Origin of the sequence: Magnetospirillum sp. ME-1, assembly GCF_002105535.1 — a bacterium.
Taxonomy (GTDB): Bacteria; Pseudomonadota; Alphaproteobacteria; order Rhodospirillales; family Magnetospirillaceae; genus Phaeospirillum.
Window position 1 is genome coordinate 3,749,501 of sequence record NZ_CP015848.1, and the last position, 15,585, is coordinate 3,765,085.

Below are 15,585 nucleotides of genomic sequence, written 5' to 3' on the forward strand. Positions count from 1 at the left end.
GAAGGGGCTATGACTTAGGTCATGTTCCATGCTTGCCGCAGCTTATCGCCTTCACCCCTTGGCGTGAAGACGCAACCGGCGCCTCGCCGAGCCGGCGCGGGCTGTTTGCGCTGCGTTTCGCTCTATTCCACCGTGACGCTTTTCGCCAGGTTGCGCGGCTGGTCCACGTCGGTGCCCTTGGCGACGGCCACGTGGTAGGCCAGCAGCTGCACCGGGATGGCGTAGAGGATGGGGGCGACGATGGGGTCGACGGCAGGCAGGGCCATGGAGGAGAAGGCCTTGGCCGACAGCCGGTCGATACCTTCCCTGTCGGAGAAGAACACCACGCGGCCGCCGCGGGCCACCACTTCCTGGACGTTGCTGGCGGTCTTCTCGTACAGCTCGTCGGTGGGGCAGATGACGATGACGGGGACCGAATCGTCGATGAGGGCGATGGGGCCGTGCTTCAGCTCGCCGGCGGCATAGCCTTCCGCGTGGATATAGCTGATTTCCTTGAGCTTCAGCGCCCCTTCCAGGGCGATGGGATAGCCGGTGCCGCGCCCGAGATAGAGCACGTCGCGGGCCTCGGCGATGCCTTGGGCGATGACCCGGATGTCGTCGTCGCGGCGCAGCACCTCGGCGATGCGGGCCGGAATCTCGGACAGCGAGCGGCAGATTTCGGCCTCGGCGTCGGCCGACAGGGCGCCGGTGGCGCGGCCCATGCCGATGGCGAGACACGCCAGCACGGTCAGCTGGGTGGTGAAGGCCTTGGTCGACGCCACGCCGATCTCGGGGCCCGCCATGGTCAGCAGGGCGGCCTCGGATTCGCGGGCGATGGTGCTTTCCGGCACGTTGACCAGGGCCAGCGTCTTCTGGCCGTGCTCGCGGCAATAGCGGAGCGCGGCCAGGGTGTCGGCGGTCTCGCCCGATTGCGAGATGAAGATGGCCAGGCCGTCGGCCTCCATGGGCGGACAGCGATAGCGGAATTCCGAGGCGATATCCACCTCGACCGGCAGGCGGGCCAGCTTCTCGATCCAGTACTTGGCCACCGAGGCGGCATAGTATGAGGTGCCGCAGGCGATGATCCGCACCCGCTTCACCGCGCTTAAATCGAAGGGCAGCTTGGGCAGTGTGATGGTGCGGTCGGCGGGATTGAGCATGGTGTTGAGCGTGCCGCCCACCACTTCCGGCTGCTCGAAGATTTCCTTCAGCATGAAGTGGCGGTGCTCGCCCTTGCCGATCATGGCCCCCGAGAACTGGGTCTGGCGCACCTCGCGGGTCACCACCGCGCCGCTGCGGTCGCGGACGGTCACGGATTCGGCGGTCAGCACCGCCCAGTCGCCGTCGTTGAGATAGCTGATCTTCTGGGTGAGTGGGGCGAGCGCCAGGGCGTCGGAGCCCAGATACATCTCGCCGGCGCCATAGCCGATGGCCAAGGGCGAGCCCTGGCGCGCCGCGATCATCATGTCGGGCCGCCCGGCGAAGATGATGCCGAGAGCGAAGGCGCCCTGCAGGCGCTCCAGCGCCTTGGCGGTGGCGTCCTCCGGGCTCATTCCCAGCCCCAGGTGATGGTCGATCAGCTGGGCCACCGCCTCGGTGTCGGTGTCGCTTTCGAACGCATGGCCCTTGGCGGTGAGCTCGGCTTTCAGTTCGTGGAAATTCTCGATGATGCCGTTGTGGACCACCGCCACCCGCCTGGTGGCGTGGGGGTGGGCGTTGCGTTCGTTGGGCACGCCGTGGGTGGCCCAGCGGGTGTGGCCGATGCCGATCAGCCCGCCCACCGGCTTGGTCTGCAGCAGGGCTTCCAGGTTGGCCAGCTTGCCCTCGGCGCGGCGGCGCTCGATCCGGCCGTCCACCAGGGTGGCGATGCCGGCCGAATCGTAGCCGCGGTATTCCAGGCGCCGCAATCCCTCCACCAGAAGGGAGGGGACTTCCTGCTTGCCGATGATGCCGACGATGCCGCACATGGGCGTCTAGTCCTTCTTCGCTTTCTTGGCGGCCTGCTGGGCGCGGAACCGGTCGGCCCAGCCCTTCAGCTCCATCTGCGAGCCGCGCGCCACCGCCAGCGCGCCCTCGGTCACCTCCTTGGTGATCACCGAGCCGGCGCCCACCACGGCCCCGTCGCCGATCTTCACCGGGGCCACCAGCGAGGTGTTGGAGCCGATGAAGGCGCCTGCGCCGATATCGGTGAACGACTTGTTGAAGCCGTCGTAATTGCAGGTGATGGTGCCCGCGCCCACATTGGCGCCGGCGCCCACCCGGGCGTCGCCGATATAGGTCAGGTGGTTGACCTTGGCGCCCTTCTCGATGGTGGCCTTCTTCACCTCGACGAAATTGCCGATATGGGCGTTCTCGCCGATCTCGGCGCCGGGGCGCAGCCGGGCGAAGGGGCCGGCGGCGACGCCGTCTTCCACGGTGCAGCCCTCGAAATGGCAGAAGCCCTTGATCTCGACGTTGTCGCCCACGGTGACGCCGGGGCCGAACACCACGTGCGGCCAGATTGTGACGTCACGACCGATCTTGGTGTCCCACGACAGCCACACGGTGGCGGGGTCGATCAGGGTGGCGCCGCCCTCCATGGCGGCCTCGCGCAGGCGGGCCTGAACCAGGGATTCGGCCACCGCCAGTTCCGAGCGGGAATTGACGCCCAGCAATTCGGCCGGATCGCCCTCCACGTGCGAGCAGGTGGCGCCGTCGGCGCGGGCCAGGGCGACGATATCGGTCAGGTAGTACTCGCCCTTGGAATTCTTGTTGTCGACCCGCTCGATCAGGCTCCACAGGCGGTTGCCGTCGATGCACATCACGCCGGAATTGCACAGCGGGTTCTCGCGCTGGTCGGGGGTGGCGTCGCGGTATTCCACGATGGCCTTCAGCCCCTCGGCGCCCACCACCAGCCTTCCGTAATGGCCGGGGTCGTCGGGCTTGAAGCCCAGCACCACCACCGCCGGGTCGCGGGGGCCTCTGCGCTCGGCCAGCATGCGCTCCAGCGTCGCCCGGGTGATCAGCGGCGTGTCGCCATAAAGCACCAGCACGTCGCCGTCGAACGGACCCAGCGCCGCCTTGGCCTGGAGAACGGCGTGGCCGGTGCCCAGCCGGTCGGTCTGGATCACCGTGGGATGGGGGGCGACGGTCCTGCTCACCACGTCCATGTCGGGGCCGACCACCACCACCATGCGGTCGGGCGCCAGGCCCGAGACGGTGTCGAGCAGGTGGCTGACCATGGGACGGCCCGCCAGCGGATGCATCACCTTGGGCAGCGACGACTTCATGCGCGTTCCCTGGCCTGCGGCAAGGACGATGACGGCGAGCTTGGCGGAAGCCATGATGCGGGCTGGACCCAATCTGTTGCGGTTGTGGCCGGAAGGTGCCACAAAAGGCCCGAGCGGGCCAAGTCAATCTTTGTTGCGGAAGGTTTCAATGGGCATGGGATTGCAGGCGGTGCTGTTCGACCTGGACGGCACCCTGATTCATTCGCTTCCCGATCTGGTGGCGGCGGTCAACCGGCTGCTGGCCGGCGAGGGGCGCGGAGCCCTGGACGACCGTACGGTGATGTCCTTCGTGGGCGACGGGGCGGGCACCCTGGTGACCCGGGTGTTCATGGCCACCGGCGGCATGCCGGGCCCCGAGGTGGAGCCGTATCTCGAGCGTTTCCTGGCCGATTACGAGCCGCGTTCGGCCGAGAACACCGTGCCCTGGCCCGGCGTGCCCGAGACCCTGGCCGAGTTGAAGGCCGCCGGTTTGCGCCTTGCCGTGTGCACCAACAAGCCGTCGCGGGCCACCGCCGAGATCCTGGCGGCGCTGGATCTGGAACGCTGGTTCGATCTGGTGGTGGGCGCCGACGACGCACCCGCCATCAAGCCCGACCCCGCCCATGTCACCTGCATCCTCGACCATCTGGGGGTGGCGGCCGGGGCTGCGGTGATGGTGGGCGATTCCACCAACGACATCGTGTCGGCCAGACGGGCCGGAGTGCGGAGCGTGGCGCTGTCCTTCGGCTATTGCCACGGGCCGGTGGCGGATTTGGGCGCCGACTGGATCGTCGACGACTTCCGCGATCTTTCCCGCCTGCTGCTGGGGTAGCCCTCTTGCGTTGAAAGAGGTTCGGGGCCATGCTCTCCCCAGCCGATAGTCGGGGGCGCCGTGGTCGAGGGTAAGGGTATGCCGCAAGAGCGGCGGGTTGAGGAATTGTCGCAGCAGGTGGAGCGCCTGTCGCTGTACCAGGCGGTGTTCGACAATGCCTGCGAGGGTATTTTCGCCACCAACTCGGCCAACCGCATCATCGCCGTCAATCCCGCCTTCACCGCCATCACCGGCTATACGGCCGAGGAAGCCATCGGCAACGATCCCCACATGCTGAGCTCGGGGTTCCACGACCGCGCCTTCTACGACGAGATGTGGCAGCATCTCTCGGCTCATGGCCGGTGGCAGGGCGACGTCATCGACCGCCACAAGGACGGCCGCCCCATCCGCCTGTGGCTGTCCATCACCAGCCAGCGCGGCCCGGATGGAGCGGTCGACCGCCGCATCGCCGTGTTCCGCGACGTCACCGAGGCGCGCGAGACGGCCGAGCAACTGTGGCAACGCAGCAATTTCGACCCGCTGACCGAACTGCCCAACCGCAACCTGTTCCTCGACCGCCTGCTGCAGGCCCTGGTCCTGGCCGGGCGCGAGGGCTCCAAGGCGGCCATGCTGTTCATCGGCCTGGACGGCTTCAAGAACATCAACGATTCGCTGGGCCACTGGATCGGCGACAAGGTGCTGCAGGAGGCGTCCCGGCGGTTCCAGAGCTGCCTGCGCCAGGGCGACACGGCGGCGCGCTTCGGCGGCGACGAATTCACCGTGGTGCTCTCGGGCGTGCGCTCCACCTCGGAAGTAGAGGCGGTGGTCCGCTCGGTGCTCGAGGCGCTGCAGGAACCCTTCGTGGTCGAGCATCACCACATCCTGATCTCGTGTTCCATCGGCGTCTGCCTGTGGCCGGGCGATGGCGAGGACGTGGAGGCCCTGATGCGCAACGCCACGGCGGCGCTGCAGCAGGCCAAGCAGGCCGGGCGCAACACCTTCCGCTTCTTCACCCCGGCCATGGACGCCCGCGCCCAGGCCCGCTCCAAGCTGGCCGACGAATTGTCGGGCGCCCTGGCCCAGGGCGAGTTCCATCTGGTGTTCCAGCCCCTGGTGGACGTCAAGACGGGCAAGGTCAACGCCGCCGAGGCGCTGCTGCGCTGGCACAACCGCTATCTCGGCGTGGTCAGCCCCGACCAGTTCGTCCCCCTGGCCGAGGAACTGGGCCTGATCCGCCCCATCGGCGAATGGCTGATCACCGCCGCCTGCCGCGAGGCGCTGGTCTGGCAGGGCATGGGCCTGGGCGACATCAACATCGCCGTCAACATCTCGCCCCGGCAGTTCCAGCAGGGCGACATCGTCTCCATCATCAAGCGCGCCCTGGACGAGACCCGCCTGCCGCCCTGGCTGCTCACGGTGGAGATTACCGAGGGGCTGCTGCTCTCCAACGGCGAGGAGATCCTGGCCAAGATGGAGGCCATCCGCAGCCTGGGCGTCAGCCTGTCGGTGGACGATTTCGGCACCGGCTATTCGTCGCTGTCCTACCTGAAAAGCTTCCCGGTGGACGTGCTGAAGATCGACCGCTCGTTCATCGCCGACATGGGGGAGCGCTCCGACGACGCCACCATGGTCGAGGCGATCATCGCGCTGGGCCACTCGCTGCACCTGGAAGTGGTGGCCGAGGGCGTCGAGACCCAGGAGCAGCTGGATTTCATCACCAATCAGGGCTGCGATGTGGCCCAGGGCTATTTCTTCTCGCCGCCGCTGTCCGGGCCGCGCTTCCGCGAATTCGTGCTGGGGCGCCACGGCCTGCCCCATCCCAGCGGCGTGTCCGGCGTGGCGCCCCATGGAATCCGGGTGCTGTTCGCCGACGACATGGAACTGGTGCGTCTGGTGTTCCGCGATTTCCTGGACGGCACCGGCTGCGTCATCGACGAGGCGTCGGGCGGGGCGGAGGCCGTCGCCAAGGCCACCGCCGTGCGCCCCGACGGCGGCAACCGCCATCAGCTGGTGGTCCTCGACCTCTGCATGCCCGAGGTGGACGGGTTCCAGGTGGCCAAGGCCATCCGCCAGTTCGAGGAGACCCACGGACTACCGGCGGTGCCGCTGATCGCCCTGACCGCCGACGATTCCGAGGCCAGCCGGATACGGGCCATCGACGCCGGCTTCAACCGCTTCCTCGCCAAGCCCATTTCCCGCTCGGACCTGCTGGCCGCCATGGCCGAGATGCTGCCGCCCACCGAAATCGACGCCGCGCCCGAGGCGCCGGGACTGGCGGCGGGCATCAACATTCCCGCCGGGCTGGAGCACCTGCTTCCCTCGTTCCTGGCTGAAATGCTGAAGGACCAGGAGATTCTGCGCCGCCTGGCCGAGGCGGGCGACCGCGCCCGGCTCACCGATCACGCCCACGCCATGCGGGGCAAATGCGGCATGTTCGGCGAGGAGGCGCTTTATACCCTGCTGGGCGATCTGGAGGCGCTGGCGCCCGAGGGCGAGGGCGGCGAAATCACCCGTCTGGTCGCCAAGGTCGTTGAACGGGTCGGCCGCCTGTAGCACCATGGGTGTTCAATCCCGGGCGGCATCATCATGAAGATCACGCAGTTCACCGACTTTTCCATCCGTCTGCTCATCTACCTGTCGCGCCACCGCGACCGGGTGGTGACGGTGCGCGAGGTGGCGGAGTATTACGGCATCTCCGCCGAGCACCTGAAAAAGATCGTCCGCTCCCTGGCCGATCTGGGACACGTGCAGACGGTGCGGGGCAAGCATGGCGGACTGCGCCTGGGTCGCGAGCCCCGGGACATTCAACTGGGCCATCTGTTCCGCCAGCAGGAGAATTTGGCCCTGCTGCCCTGCCACGAGCCTTGCGACACCTGCCCCATCGTGGAATGCAAATTGCGCAGCCTGGTGGACGACGCCCTGGCCGCCTTCCTGGCCGTGTTCGACGGCAAGACCCTGGCGGATGTGGTTTAGCGAGGCACTCGTCTGTCATCCCGACGACCTGCGGGAGGAGGGATCTCGTCCTGGCACGGCTTTTCAGAATTGGCCCTGTCAGAGCAGGCGGAGATCCCTCGGCTTACGCCTCGGGATGACAATGAAAAACACTCAGCCCGCCACCGGCGCCCACAGAACCTCGTCGATGCGCTCCGCCCCGGCCAGCAGCATGACCAGCCGGTCGAAACCCAGCGCGTTTCCGGCCGAATCCGGCATGCCGAACTCCAGGGCGGACAGGAAGTCCTCGTCCAGGGGGTAGCGCTCGCCGTAGAGGCGCTGCTTCAGGTCCATGTCGGCGGTGAAGCGGCGGCGCTGTTCGCCCGCGTCGGTCAACTCGCCGAAGGCGTTGCACAGTTCCACCCCCAAGGCATAGGCCTCGAAGCGCTCGGCCACCCTTGCATCGGCGGGCGACGGGCGCGACAGTGCCGCCATGGACACCGGATAGGAATGAAGTATGACCGGTCGGTCGAAGCCCAGATGGGGCTCGACGCGGTCCAGCATCACCTTGAAGAAGATGTCCTCCCAGGTGTCGGACGGGCTGACCGAGATGCCGATGCGCGCCGCCTCGGCCGCCAGGACCGACCGGTCGGGCGACCAGGGATCGGGGGCGGTGACCAGGATGTCGATGCCGGCGTATTCACGGAAGGCCTCGGCCACCGACAGCCGCCGCCAGGGGACGAAGGGATCGCATTCCTGTCCTTCCCGCCGCAGCGTTTCCACCCCGGCGGCCCTGGCGCAGTCCTGTACCAGGGTTTCGGTGTCGGCCATCAGGTCGGCGATGGAGGCTCCGGCCCGATACCATTCCAGCATGGTGAATTCGGGATGGTGGGTTTGCGAGCGCTCGGCATTGCGGAACACCCGGGCCAGTTGGTAGAGGCGCGGCATTCCGGCCACCAGCAGCTTCTTCATGGCGAATTCCGGGCTGGTGTGGAGATAGAGCGGCCGGTCGGGCCCGCCATAGGGATCGGCCAGCGCGGTGGCGAAGGCCTTGAGGTGGGGCTCCAGGCCGGGCGAGACCTGCAGGCAGGGGGTCTCTACCTCCCTAAAGTCGCGGGCGGCGAAGAAGGCGCGGGTAGCGCCCAGCACGCGGGCGCGCAGTTCCAGATTGCCGCGCCGCGCCGCGAACACCTCGGGCCGCCACCATTCTTTACCTGCCATGGCCTTTTCCTCTATCTAGGGACCCCATGTCCCGCCGCCGCACCCTTCGCACGCCCCAGGACCTGCTCGACGCCGGATTGATCTCCGATGCCCGGGCGGTCGACGAGGTCGCCCGCGCCTATGCCGTGGCCCTGACGCCGGCGGTGGCGGACCTGATCGACCCGGCCGATCCCCATGACCCCATCGCCCGGCAATACGTGCCCTCGGCCGAGGAACTGGTCACCACGGCGGAGGAACGGGCCGACCCCATCGGCGACGCAGCCTACAGCCCGGTGAAGGGCCTCGTCCACCGCTACCCCGACCGGGTGCTGCTGACGCCGCTGCTGGTCTGCCCGGTCTATTGCCGCTTCTGCTTCCGGCGGGCGCGGGTGGGCGATGCCGAGGCCACCATGACCGAGGCGGAGATGGATTCCGCCCTGGCCTATGTGGCGGAGCGGCCCCAAATCCGCGAGGTGATCCTGACCGGCGGCGACCCGCTGATGCTGGGCGAGACCCGTCTGGGGGCGCTGCTGGCCCGCATCCGGGCCATTCCCCATGTGGACCTGATCCGCATCCACTCCCGCGTGCCGGTGAGCGACCCCAAGCGGATCACCGCCGCCCTGGCCCGCCTGCTGGGGGACGGCGAAAAGCCGGTATGGCTGGCCGTCCACGTCAACCACGCGCGCGAGCTTTCCCCCGCCGCCTGCGCCGGACTTGGGCTTCTGGCCCGCGCCGGCGTGCCGCTGTTGTCCCAGACCGTGCTGCTGAAGGGCGTCAACGACACGGTCGAAACGCTGGAAGAGCTGTTCCGCGCCCTGGTGCGCAACCGGGTGCGGCCCTATTACCTGCACCACCCCGATCTGGCGCCCGGCACCGGCCATTTCCGCCCGACCATCGCGAAGGGCCAGGCCCTGATGCGCACCTTGCGTGGCCGCCTGTCGGGCATCGCCCAGCCCACCTATGTGCTCGACATCCCCGGCGGCGCGGGCAAGGTGCCGGTGGGGCCCGGCTATTGGGATGGGGAGGGCGCGACGGTGACCGATCCCCAGGGCGGCGAACACCCCTATCTCCCGGGGTGACGGCTATTCTTGCCTTCCCCCAGGCGACCTGATAGGGTCCGCGCCAATTTCCTTAAGCCCTGTTGGAACTCCCATGAAGATCAACGCCAACCTGATTCGCCCCGGCAACATTCTCGAGCATAACGGCCGCCAGTACGCCGTGCTGAAGATCCAGATCGTCCAGCCCGGCAAGGGCGGCGCCTTCATCACCGTGGAAATGCGCGACATCCGCACCGGCAACAAGACCAACGAGCGCTGGCGCACCGCAGACACCGTCGAGAAGTGCAACGTCGAGGCCAAGGAATGCACGTTCCTGTTCCGTGACGATTCCATCATGACCTTCATGGATTCCGAGAGCTTCGAGCAGTTCACCATGCCCAACGACACCCTGGGCGACACCATCGGCTTCCTGCAGGACGGCATGGTGGTCGAGGTGGATTTCGTCGAGGGTTCGCCCGTCTCCATCACCCTGCCGGAAAAGGTGGTGATGAAGGTGGTCGAGGCCGATCCGGTGGTGAAGGGCCAGACCGCGTCGTCGTCCTACAAGCCGGCCAAGCTGGAAAACGGCATGAAGATCCTGGTCCCCCCCTTCCTGGAGGAAGGCGAGGTGATCATCGTCAGCACCGCCGACTGCACCTATGTCGAGCGGTTCAAGGGCTAAGCGGTGATCATTCGCTCCGCCCTGCTCAACGTCATGATGGGGGCGGCCCGCAAGGCCGCCCGCAACCTCGTCCGCGATTACGGCGAGGTGGCGCAGCTGCAGGTGTCCAAGAAGGGCCCCGCCGACTTCGTGTCCTCGGCCGACTTGAAGGCCGAGAAGACGCTGCGTGCCGAGCTGAAGAAGGCCCGTCCCGGCTTCGGCTTCCTGCTGGAAGAGGGCGGCGAGGTCGCCGGCGACGACAAAAGCCACCGCTGGATCATCGATCCCATCGACGGCACCACCAACTTCCTGCACGGCATCCCCAATTTCTGCATCTCCATCGCGCTGGAGCGTGACGGTGAGCTTTTCGCCGGCGTGGTCTACCAGCCGCTGGGCGACGAGATGTTCCATGCGGAAAAGGGTGCCGGCGCCTTCCTGAACGAGCATCGCCTGCGGGTCTCCGCCCGGCGCAAGCTGGAAGACACCCTGATCGCCACCGGCATTCCCTTCCACGGCCGCCCGGGCCACGAGGTCTTCTTGAAGGAGCTGGGCGCGGTGATGGGCCAGGTGGCGGGAATCCGCCGTTTCGGTTCGGCGGCTCTCGATCTCGCCTATGTGGCGGCCGGGCGCTGCGACGGCTATTGGGAAACCGGCATCCAGCCGTGGGACATCGCGGCGGGCATCGTGCTGGTCAAGGAAGCCGGCGGCTACGTCACCGATTTCCAGGGTGGCTCGAAGATGCTGGACAACGGCCAGGTGCTGGCCGCCAACGACCATCTGCACCAGCCGCTGCTGAAACTGCTGAAAGCGGCGCGGGGATAGGGTTGTGGCCGGACTCGCGTTCGGCTAGATTCCTTGATTACGAAAAGAACGAGGGACTTCCAGCCGGGAGAGGGACGTGATGATCAGGGGGAGAAACGTCGCGTTGCTGGCGCTGGGAGCGCTTGTTTCCGTCGCGGCCGCGCCCGCATCCGCCCAGGTGGTGGTGGGTGAGTATCGCCCCAGCGTCGACGTCAACTGGGACGTGCTGGACAAGCTGGGGCCGGAACCCACCCTGCCGGGCCTGGTGACCCGTCCGCCCTCGGCCGCCATTCCCGGGACCGCTCCACGCCCCGTGGCACGGCCCGCCTCCCCTAAGGCCGGCGCGTTCAAGTCCTATGTCGAGGCGGCCCCCAAGGCCGCCGCGCCCAAGGCCGTCACGACCAAGCCCAAGGCCGAGCCCAAGGCCGAGCCCAAGGCCGAGCTCGCCGCGACCGCGCCTGCTCCCAAGGCCGAGATTCCCGCCGCCCTGCCCCCCAAGACCCCCGAGCCGGTCAAGGCCGAGCCGGTCAAGGTTGTCGAGGCCCCCAAGGCATCGGGTCCCGCTCCCAAGCCGGCCAAGCCCGACATCGCGGCCGAGGTGCCTCCGCCGCCGCCCAAGGCTGCCGCCAAGGTCGAGCCGGTGAAGCCCGAGCCGTCCAAGGCCCCCGAACCTCCCAAGGCTGAACCTCCCAAGGCCGAGCCGGTCAAGGTCGAACCGCCCAAGGTGGTCGAGGCCCCCAAGGTTCCCGAGCCGGTCAAGGCGCCGGAACCCGCCTCGGCGGTGCAGTTCGTCAAGACCCCGCCGCCCGCCGCCGCTCCGGCCCCGGTCTCGGCTCCGGCGCCCGCCGCGCCCGCGCCCATGCCGGTGGTTCCCGCCCCCGTGGTACAGGCTCCGCCCATGGCTCCGCCGCTGCCCGTGGCCCCGCCGCCGGTGGTCGCGCCCGCTCCGGTGGTTGCGCCGCCCGCTCCGGTGGTCGCTCCCCCGCCTGCGCCGGCGCCCCAACTGGCGGCCCTGCCGCCCGCCCAGCCCAGCCGCAAGGGCGACAACCTGACGGTGCCCTTCGCCACCGACAGCTCGCATCTGCCGGAATCGGCCCGCGCCGAACTGGACCGCCTGGCCCAGCGCATGGACAAGGACGAAAGCCTGAACCTGCAACTGCTGGCCTATGCCGCCGGCGACGAGGCCAACGCCAGCAAGGCGCGGCGTCTGTCGCTGTCGCGCGCGCTGGAGGTGCGCAAGTACCTGATGGAGATGGGCGTGCGCTCCACCCGCATCGAGGTCCGCGCGCTGGGCAACAAGGTGGAGAGCGGCGCCGCCGACCGCGTCGACGCCATGCTGGTGGCGCGCTAGGGGCTGCCCGCCGTATTTCGGACATGATCGCGTGCCAGGGTGAGCGGCGCGCGGGACTGCCCGCCTGCCGCCAGACCGCCTGTCGCCTGATCGAGAGCCGCCCATGATCCGTCCCACCCGCTACCTGCTGCGCATGGCCGCCTTTCTGGTGCTGGTCGCCGCCCTTGCGGCGCTGCTGCACGAGGGGCTGATGGCGGCCTTCGCCCACAATCCGGCGCTGAACGCCCTGCTGTTCGGCGTGTTCCTGGTGGGAATCGTGCTCAATTTCCGCCAGGTGATGCTGCTCACCCCCGAGGTGGAGTGGCTGGACAACTGGCGCAAGGGCCAGCCCGCCCTGTCGGGGCGCCTGCGCCTGCTGGCCCCCATGGCCGGCATGATGGGCGAGCGCCAGGGACGGTTCAGCCTGTCGGCCATGGCGCTGCGCTCGGTGCTGGATTCCATCGCCGCCCGTCTGGAGGAGCAGCGCGACCTGTCGCGCTACGTGGTCGGGCTGATGATCTTCCTGGGCCTGTTGGGCACCTTCTGGGGCCTGTCGCAGACGGTGGGCTCGGTGGGCGAGGTGATCGCCTCGCTGGCCATCGGCGGCGCGGATCCGGCGGCGGCCTTCGAGGGCCTCAAGGCGGGCATGGCCAAGCCCCTGGCCGGCATGGGCACCGCCTTTTCCACCTCGCTGTTCGGCCTGGCCGGGTCGCTGGCGCTGGGTTTCCTCGACCTCAATGCCGGTCAGGCGCAGAACGCCTTCTACAACGAGCTGGAGGAATGGCTGGCCGGGCAGACCCGCCTGGGCTCCGGCGGCCCGCTGAGCTCGGTCGAGGAAGGCGGCGCCGGCCAATCGGTGCCCGCCTATATCCAGGCGCTGCTGGAACAGACCGCCGATTCCCTCGACAATCTCCAGCGGGTGATCGCCCGGGGCGAGGACAATCGCGGCGCCGTCAACGCCTCGCTCACCCTGCTGACCGAGAAGTTGTCGGCGCTGACCGATCACATGAAGGTGGAGCAGTCGCTGCTCTTGAAGCTGGGCGAAGGGCAGCTGGAGACTCGCGCCCTGATGGCCCGCATGGTCGAGGGCGGCGCCGGCGGCGGCATGGACGACGCCAGCCGTAACCATCTGCGCAGCCTGGACGGCAGCATGAAGCGGCTGGTGGACGAGACGGTGGCCAGCCGCGACCAGCTGACCGCCGAGCTGCGCAACGAGATCCGGCTGCTGGCGCGCACCATCGCCGCCATCGCCGAGGAACCGCTGGAGCGCTGATCCATGCCTCTGGCCCGCCGCGCCCGCCGCTCCGTCGATATCTGGCCCGGCTTCGTCGATGCCCTGGCGACGCTGATCATGGTCATCGTCTTTTTGCTGATGATCTTCGTGCTGGCCCAGTTCTTCCTGGGCCAGGCGCTGTCGGGCCGCCAGAAGGCCCTGGACGATCTGGGCCGCGAGATGGCCGCCCTGGCCGAGAAGCTCAACCTGCAGACCAAGGCCAACGCCGCCCTGCAGCTGGAGTTGGAAAGCAGCCGGGCGGACAAGGCCAAGATGGAGGCCTGGGCGGCGGGGGTTCACCAGGACATGGCGGCGCTGCTGGCCTTGAAGGACGAGAAGGAGGCCGAACTGGCCGCCGAGAAGAAGATCTCGGACGAGGGCCGCGCCCAGCTGGCCCTGCTCAACCAGCAGATGGCGGCGCTGAAGGACGAACTGGCCCGCCTCACCGCCGCGCTGGAAGCCTCGGAAGCCCGCGACAAGGAACAGAAGGCCCAGATCTCGGATTTGGGCAAGCGGCTCAACGTGGCGCTGGCCGGCAAGGTGGAGGAACTGCAGAAGTTCCGCTCGGAATTCTTCGGCCGCCTGCGCAAGGTGCTGGGCGACCATCCCGGCATCCGCATCGAGGGCGACCGCTTCGTCTTCCAGTCGGAATTGCTGTTCGAGACCGGCTCGGCCGATCTCGGCCCCGAGGGGCGCGAGCAGGTGAGCAAGCTGGCCGCCACCGTGCGCGAGATCAGCGCCGGCATGCCCAAGGGCCTCAACTGGGTGCTGCGCGTCGACGGCCATACCGACAAACGCCCCATCACTTCGGGCAAGTTCCCCTCCAACTGGGAACTGTCCACGGCGCGCGCCATCACGGTGCTGCGGGCGCTCGCCGCCGACGGCGTGCCCAAGGATCGCCTCGCCGCGGCCGGATTCGGCGAGTTCCAGCCGGTGGACAACGGCAAGACCGAGGCCGCCTACGCAAAGAACCGCCGGATCGAGATCAGGTTCGATCAGCGGTAGGCTTGGCAGCGTTAGGGCCGGGACGACCCGCGCCCCTTATCCCTCATCGTCCGGGACGGCCCGGGTCATGCGGAGCATTGCGAGATGCCGTGGATTCTTCTTCTGCAGGCCGGATTGCTGGAAATCGGCTGGGCCGTGGGGCTGAAATACGTGGACGGGCTGTCTCGGCCCATCCCCCTGGTGCTGACCGGGGCCGCCATGGTGGGCAGCGTGGTGCTGCTGGGCATGGCCATGCGCTCCCTTCCGCTGGGGACCGCCTATGCGGTGTGGACCGGCATCGGCAGCGTGGGAACGGTGATCGCCGGCATCATCTTGTTCGCCGAGCCCGCCGATGCCCTGCGCCTGGCCTGCATCGCCATGATCGTGGCGGGGATCATGGGCCTTAAATTGGCAGCGTGATCACGCCGCCGGCCTTTGCCCGACGCCTGATGTCATCCCGAGCGAAGCCGAGGGATCTCCGCCTGCACCGGCGGTACCGGTTCCGAAAATCCGTGCCGGGACGAGATCCCTCCACCCTCCGGGCGTCGGGATGACAGGTCGGTGATTACTCGTCCTCGACCGTGAAGGCGTCCAGGATGTCCTCGAAGCCGCCGTCGATGTTGTCCGGCGCGATCTGGGCGAACAGGTCGAGGATGATCACCGCGTTCAACAGGGCGTCGCGGCTGACCGAGTTGCGCATGCGCTCGGCCAGGTGCGAGTTCATCACCGACAGGTCCTGGTAGTGCTGCTTCAGCCCGTCCAGGGTCACCGGGCCGTCGGTGCCGGTCATGCGCTGCTGCACGATGGCCGACAACAGCCAGGACGAGAACGAGCGGAACAGGGTCTCCTGCTCGTCGGCGAACGGCAGGTGGAAGCGGGCCATGGGGCGCAGGAAACGGGTCAGCGGGCAGCCCGAGGTGGCGCAGACCAGCCCGATCAGCGAGCCCAGCCCCGCCTGCAGGGTGGTCTTGCTGACGATGGTGCGGTTTTCGGTATCGACCTCGACCACCGCCTTGGTGTGCGAGACACTGTCCTTGAAGGTGGGCAGGAACATGGCGATGCCCAGAGCCGCCGGGCAATAGGCGCAATCGTCGGACAGCGTGCAGTTGGGGCAGCGGTGATGGTCCAGCCGGGCCCAGTCGGGCTTGGGCGCGGTGGGGGGGATGTCCAGACGGAAGGTCTTGCGGTCGAAGAACAGATCGGCCTTCAGCGGCGCCTGCGCCCCGGTGAAGAAGCGGTAGCTGATCTGCTTGCAGCTGATCTTCGAAGTCTGATCCATGGTGCAATCCAGGGGGGCCATGGCCGTCTCCAATCGCCGGTGAATCCCAAA

14 protein-coding genes are annotated in these 15,585 nt (G+C 68.1%); 10 read left to right on the plus strand and 4 right to left on the minus strand.

Annotated features, from left to right (window positions below; all coding sequences use genetic code 11):
- Nucleotides 1-122 precede the first annotated feature (122 nt).
- Nucleotides 123-1,946 (minus strand): glutamine--fructose-6-phosphate transaminase (isomerizing), encoded by a 1,824-nt coding sequence (gene glmS / locus WV31_RS17540; protein ID WP_085374779.1) that lies wholly within the window; start codon nt 1,944-1,946, stop codon nt 123-125.
- Nucleotides 1,947-1,952: 6 nt separating this feature from the next.
- Nucleotides 1,953-3,302: a bifunctional UDP-N-acetylglucosamine diphosphorylase/glucosamine-1-phosphate N-acetyltransferase GlmU gene (gene glmU, locus WV31_RS17545; RefSeq protein WP_085374780.1), complete on the minus strand. Its 1,350-nt coding sequence runs from the start codon at nt 3,300-3,302 to the stop codon at nt 1,953-1,955.
- Between the two features lie 94 nt (nt 3,303-3,396).
- Here glmU and gph point away from each other — a divergent pair, with 94 nt between their 5' ends.
- The 3 genes from gph to WV31_RS17560 all read left to right on the plus strand — a co-directional run bounded on the left by gph (nt 3,397) and on the right by WV31_RS17560 (nt 7,011).
- On the plus strand, nt 3,397-4,059 hold the full coding sequence (gene gph / locus WV31_RS17550) for a phosphoglycolate phosphatase (RefSeq protein ID WP_168185980.1): 663 nt from the start codon (nt 3,397-3,399) through the stop codon (nt 4,057-4,059).
- A gap of 78 nt (nt 4,060-4,137) precedes the next feature.
- Nucleotides 4,138-6,591, plus strand: coding sequence for an EAL domain-containing protein (locus WV31_RS17555; RefSeq protein ID WP_237051351.1), 2,454 nt, complete (start codon nt 4,138-4,140; stop codon nt 6,589-6,591).
- A 33-nt stretch (nt 6,592-6,624) separates the two neighbouring features.
- A complete protein-coding gene (locus WV31_RS17560) occupies nt 6,625-7,011 on the plus strand; it encodes an RrF2 family transcriptional regulator (RefSeq protein WP_085374782.1) in 387 nt (128 codons plus the stop codon).
- A 132-nt stretch (nt 7,012-7,143) separates the two neighbouring features.
- Here WV31_RS17560 and epmA read toward each other — a convergent pair whose 3' ends face one another.
- Nucleotides 7,144-8,190: an EF-P lysine aminoacylase EpmA gene (gene epmA / locus WV31_RS17565; RefSeq protein WP_085374783.1), complete on the minus strand. Its 1,047-nt coding sequence runs from the start codon at nt 8,188-8,190 to the stop codon at nt 7,144-7,146.
- Between the two features lie 26 nt (nt 8,191-8,216).
- Here epmA and WV31_RS17570 point away from each other — a divergent pair, with 26 nt between their 5' ends.
- The 7 genes from WV31_RS17570 (at nt 8,217) to sugE (ending at nt 14,675) form a co-directional block, all read left to right on the plus strand.
- The gene (locus WV31_RS17570; protein WP_085374784.1) at nt 8,217-9,248 is read left to right on the plus strand and encodes a lysine-2,3-aminomutase-like protein; all 1,032 of its coding nucleotides are present in this window, start codon (nt 8,217-8,219) and stop codon (nt 9,246-9,248) included.
- A 73-nt stretch (nt 9,249-9,321) separates the two neighbouring features.
- Nucleotides 9,322-9,888, plus strand: coding sequence for an elongation factor P (efp, locus tag WV31_RS17575; protein WP_085374785.1), 567 nt, complete (start codon nt 9,322-9,324; stop codon nt 9,886-9,888).
- Nucleotides 9,889-9,891: 3 nt separating this feature from the next.
- Nucleotides 9,892-10,689 carry an inositol monophosphatase family protein gene (locus WV31_RS17580; protein ID WP_085374786.1) on the plus strand — a complete coding sequence of 266 codons (798 nt, stop codon included), beginning with the start codon at nt 9,892-9,894 and terminating at the stop codon, nt 10,687-10,689.
- A 79-nt stretch (nt 10,690-10,768) separates the two neighbouring features.
- Nucleotides 10,769-12,019: an OmpA family protein gene (locus tag WV31_RS17585; protein ID WP_085374787.1), complete on the plus strand. Its 1,251-nt coding sequence runs from the start codon at nt 10,769-10,771 to the stop codon at nt 12,017-12,019.
- Nucleotides 12,020-12,122: 103 nt separating this feature from the next.
- Nucleotides 12,123-13,271 (plus strand): flagellar motor protein MotA, encoded by a 1,149-nt coding sequence (locus WV31_RS17590; protein ID WP_085374788.1) that lies wholly within the window; start codon nt 12,123-12,125, stop codon nt 13,269-13,271.
- A gap of 3 nt (nt 13,272-13,274) precedes the next feature.
- Nucleotides 13,275-14,276: a peptidoglycan -binding protein gene (locus WV31_RS17595; RefSeq protein WP_085374789.1), complete on the plus strand. Its 1,002-nt coding sequence runs from the start codon at nt 13,275-13,277 to the stop codon at nt 14,274-14,276.
- Between the two features lie 84 nt (nt 14,277-14,360).
- Nucleotides 14,361-14,675, plus strand: a complete 315-nt coding sequence (gene sugE, locus WV31_RS17600; protein ID WP_085374790.1) for a quaternary ammonium compound efflux SMR transporter SugE — start codon at nt 14,361-14,363, stop codon at nt 14,673-14,675.
- A gap of 145 nt (nt 14,676-14,820) precedes the next feature.
- On the opposite strand, the gene WV31_RS17605 is transcribed toward sugE, so the two are convergent.
- Nucleotides 14,821-15,555 carry a DUF6901 family protein gene (locus WV31_RS17605; RefSeq protein WP_085374791.1) on the minus strand — a complete coding sequence of 245 codons (735 nt, stop codon included), beginning with the start codon at nt 15,553-15,555 and terminating at the stop codon, nt 14,821-14,823.
- Nucleotides 15,556-15,585 lie beyond the last annotated feature (30 nt).

Excerpts from the sequence above, each read along its gene's own strand:
- glmS (WP_085374779.1), bottom strand. The coding sequence starts at position 1,946 with ATGTGCGGCATCGTCGGCATCATCGGCAAGCAGGAAGTCCCCTCCCTT.
- glmU (WP_085374780.1), bottom strand. The coding sequence starts at position 3,302 with ATGGCTTCCGCCAAGCTCGCCGTCATCGTCCTTGCCGCAGGCCAGGGA.
- gph (WP_168185980.1), top strand. The coding sequence starts at position 3,397 with ATGGGCATGGGATTGCAGGCGGTGCTGTTCGACCTGGACGGCACCCTG.
- WV31_RS17555 (WP_237051351.1), top strand. The coding sequence starts at position 4,138 with ATGCCGCAAGAGCGGCGGGTTGAGGAATTGTCGCAGCAGGTGGAGCGC.
- WV31_RS17560 (WP_085374782.1), top strand. The coding sequence starts at position 6,625 with ATGAAGATCACGCAGTTCACCGACTTTTCCATCCGTCTGCTCATCTAC.
- epmA (WP_085374783.1), bottom strand. The coding sequence starts at position 8,190 with ATGGCAGGTAAAGAATGGTGGCGGCCCGAGGTGTTCGCGGCGCGGCGC.
- WV31_RS17570 (WP_085374784.1), top strand. The coding sequence starts at position 8,217 with ATGTCCCGCCGCCGCACCCTTCGCACGCCCCAGGACCTGCTCGACGCC.
- efp (WP_085374785.1), top strand. The coding sequence starts at position 9,322 with ATGAAGATCAACGCCAACCTGATTCGCCCCGGCAACATTCTCGAGCAT.
- WV31_RS17585 (WP_085374787.1), top strand. The coding sequence starts at position 10,769 with ATGATCAGGGGGAGAAACGTCGCGTTGCTGGCGCTGGGAGCGCTTGTT.
- WV31_RS17590 (WP_085374788.1), top strand. The coding sequence starts at position 12,123 with ATGATCCGTCCCACCCGCTACCTGCTGCGCATGGCCGCCTTTCTGGTG.
- WV31_RS17595 (WP_085374789.1), top strand. The coding sequence starts at position 13,275 with ATGCCTCTGGCCCGCCGCGCCCGCCGCTCCGTCGATATCTGGCCCGGC.
- sugE (WP_085374790.1), top strand. The coding sequence starts at position 14,361 with ATGCCGTGGATTCTTCTTCTGCAGGCCGGATTGCTGGAAATCGGCTGG.
- WV31_RS17605 (WP_085374791.1), bottom strand. The coding sequence starts at position 15,555 with ATGGCCCCCCTGGATTGCACCATGGATCAGACTTCGAAGATCAGCTGC.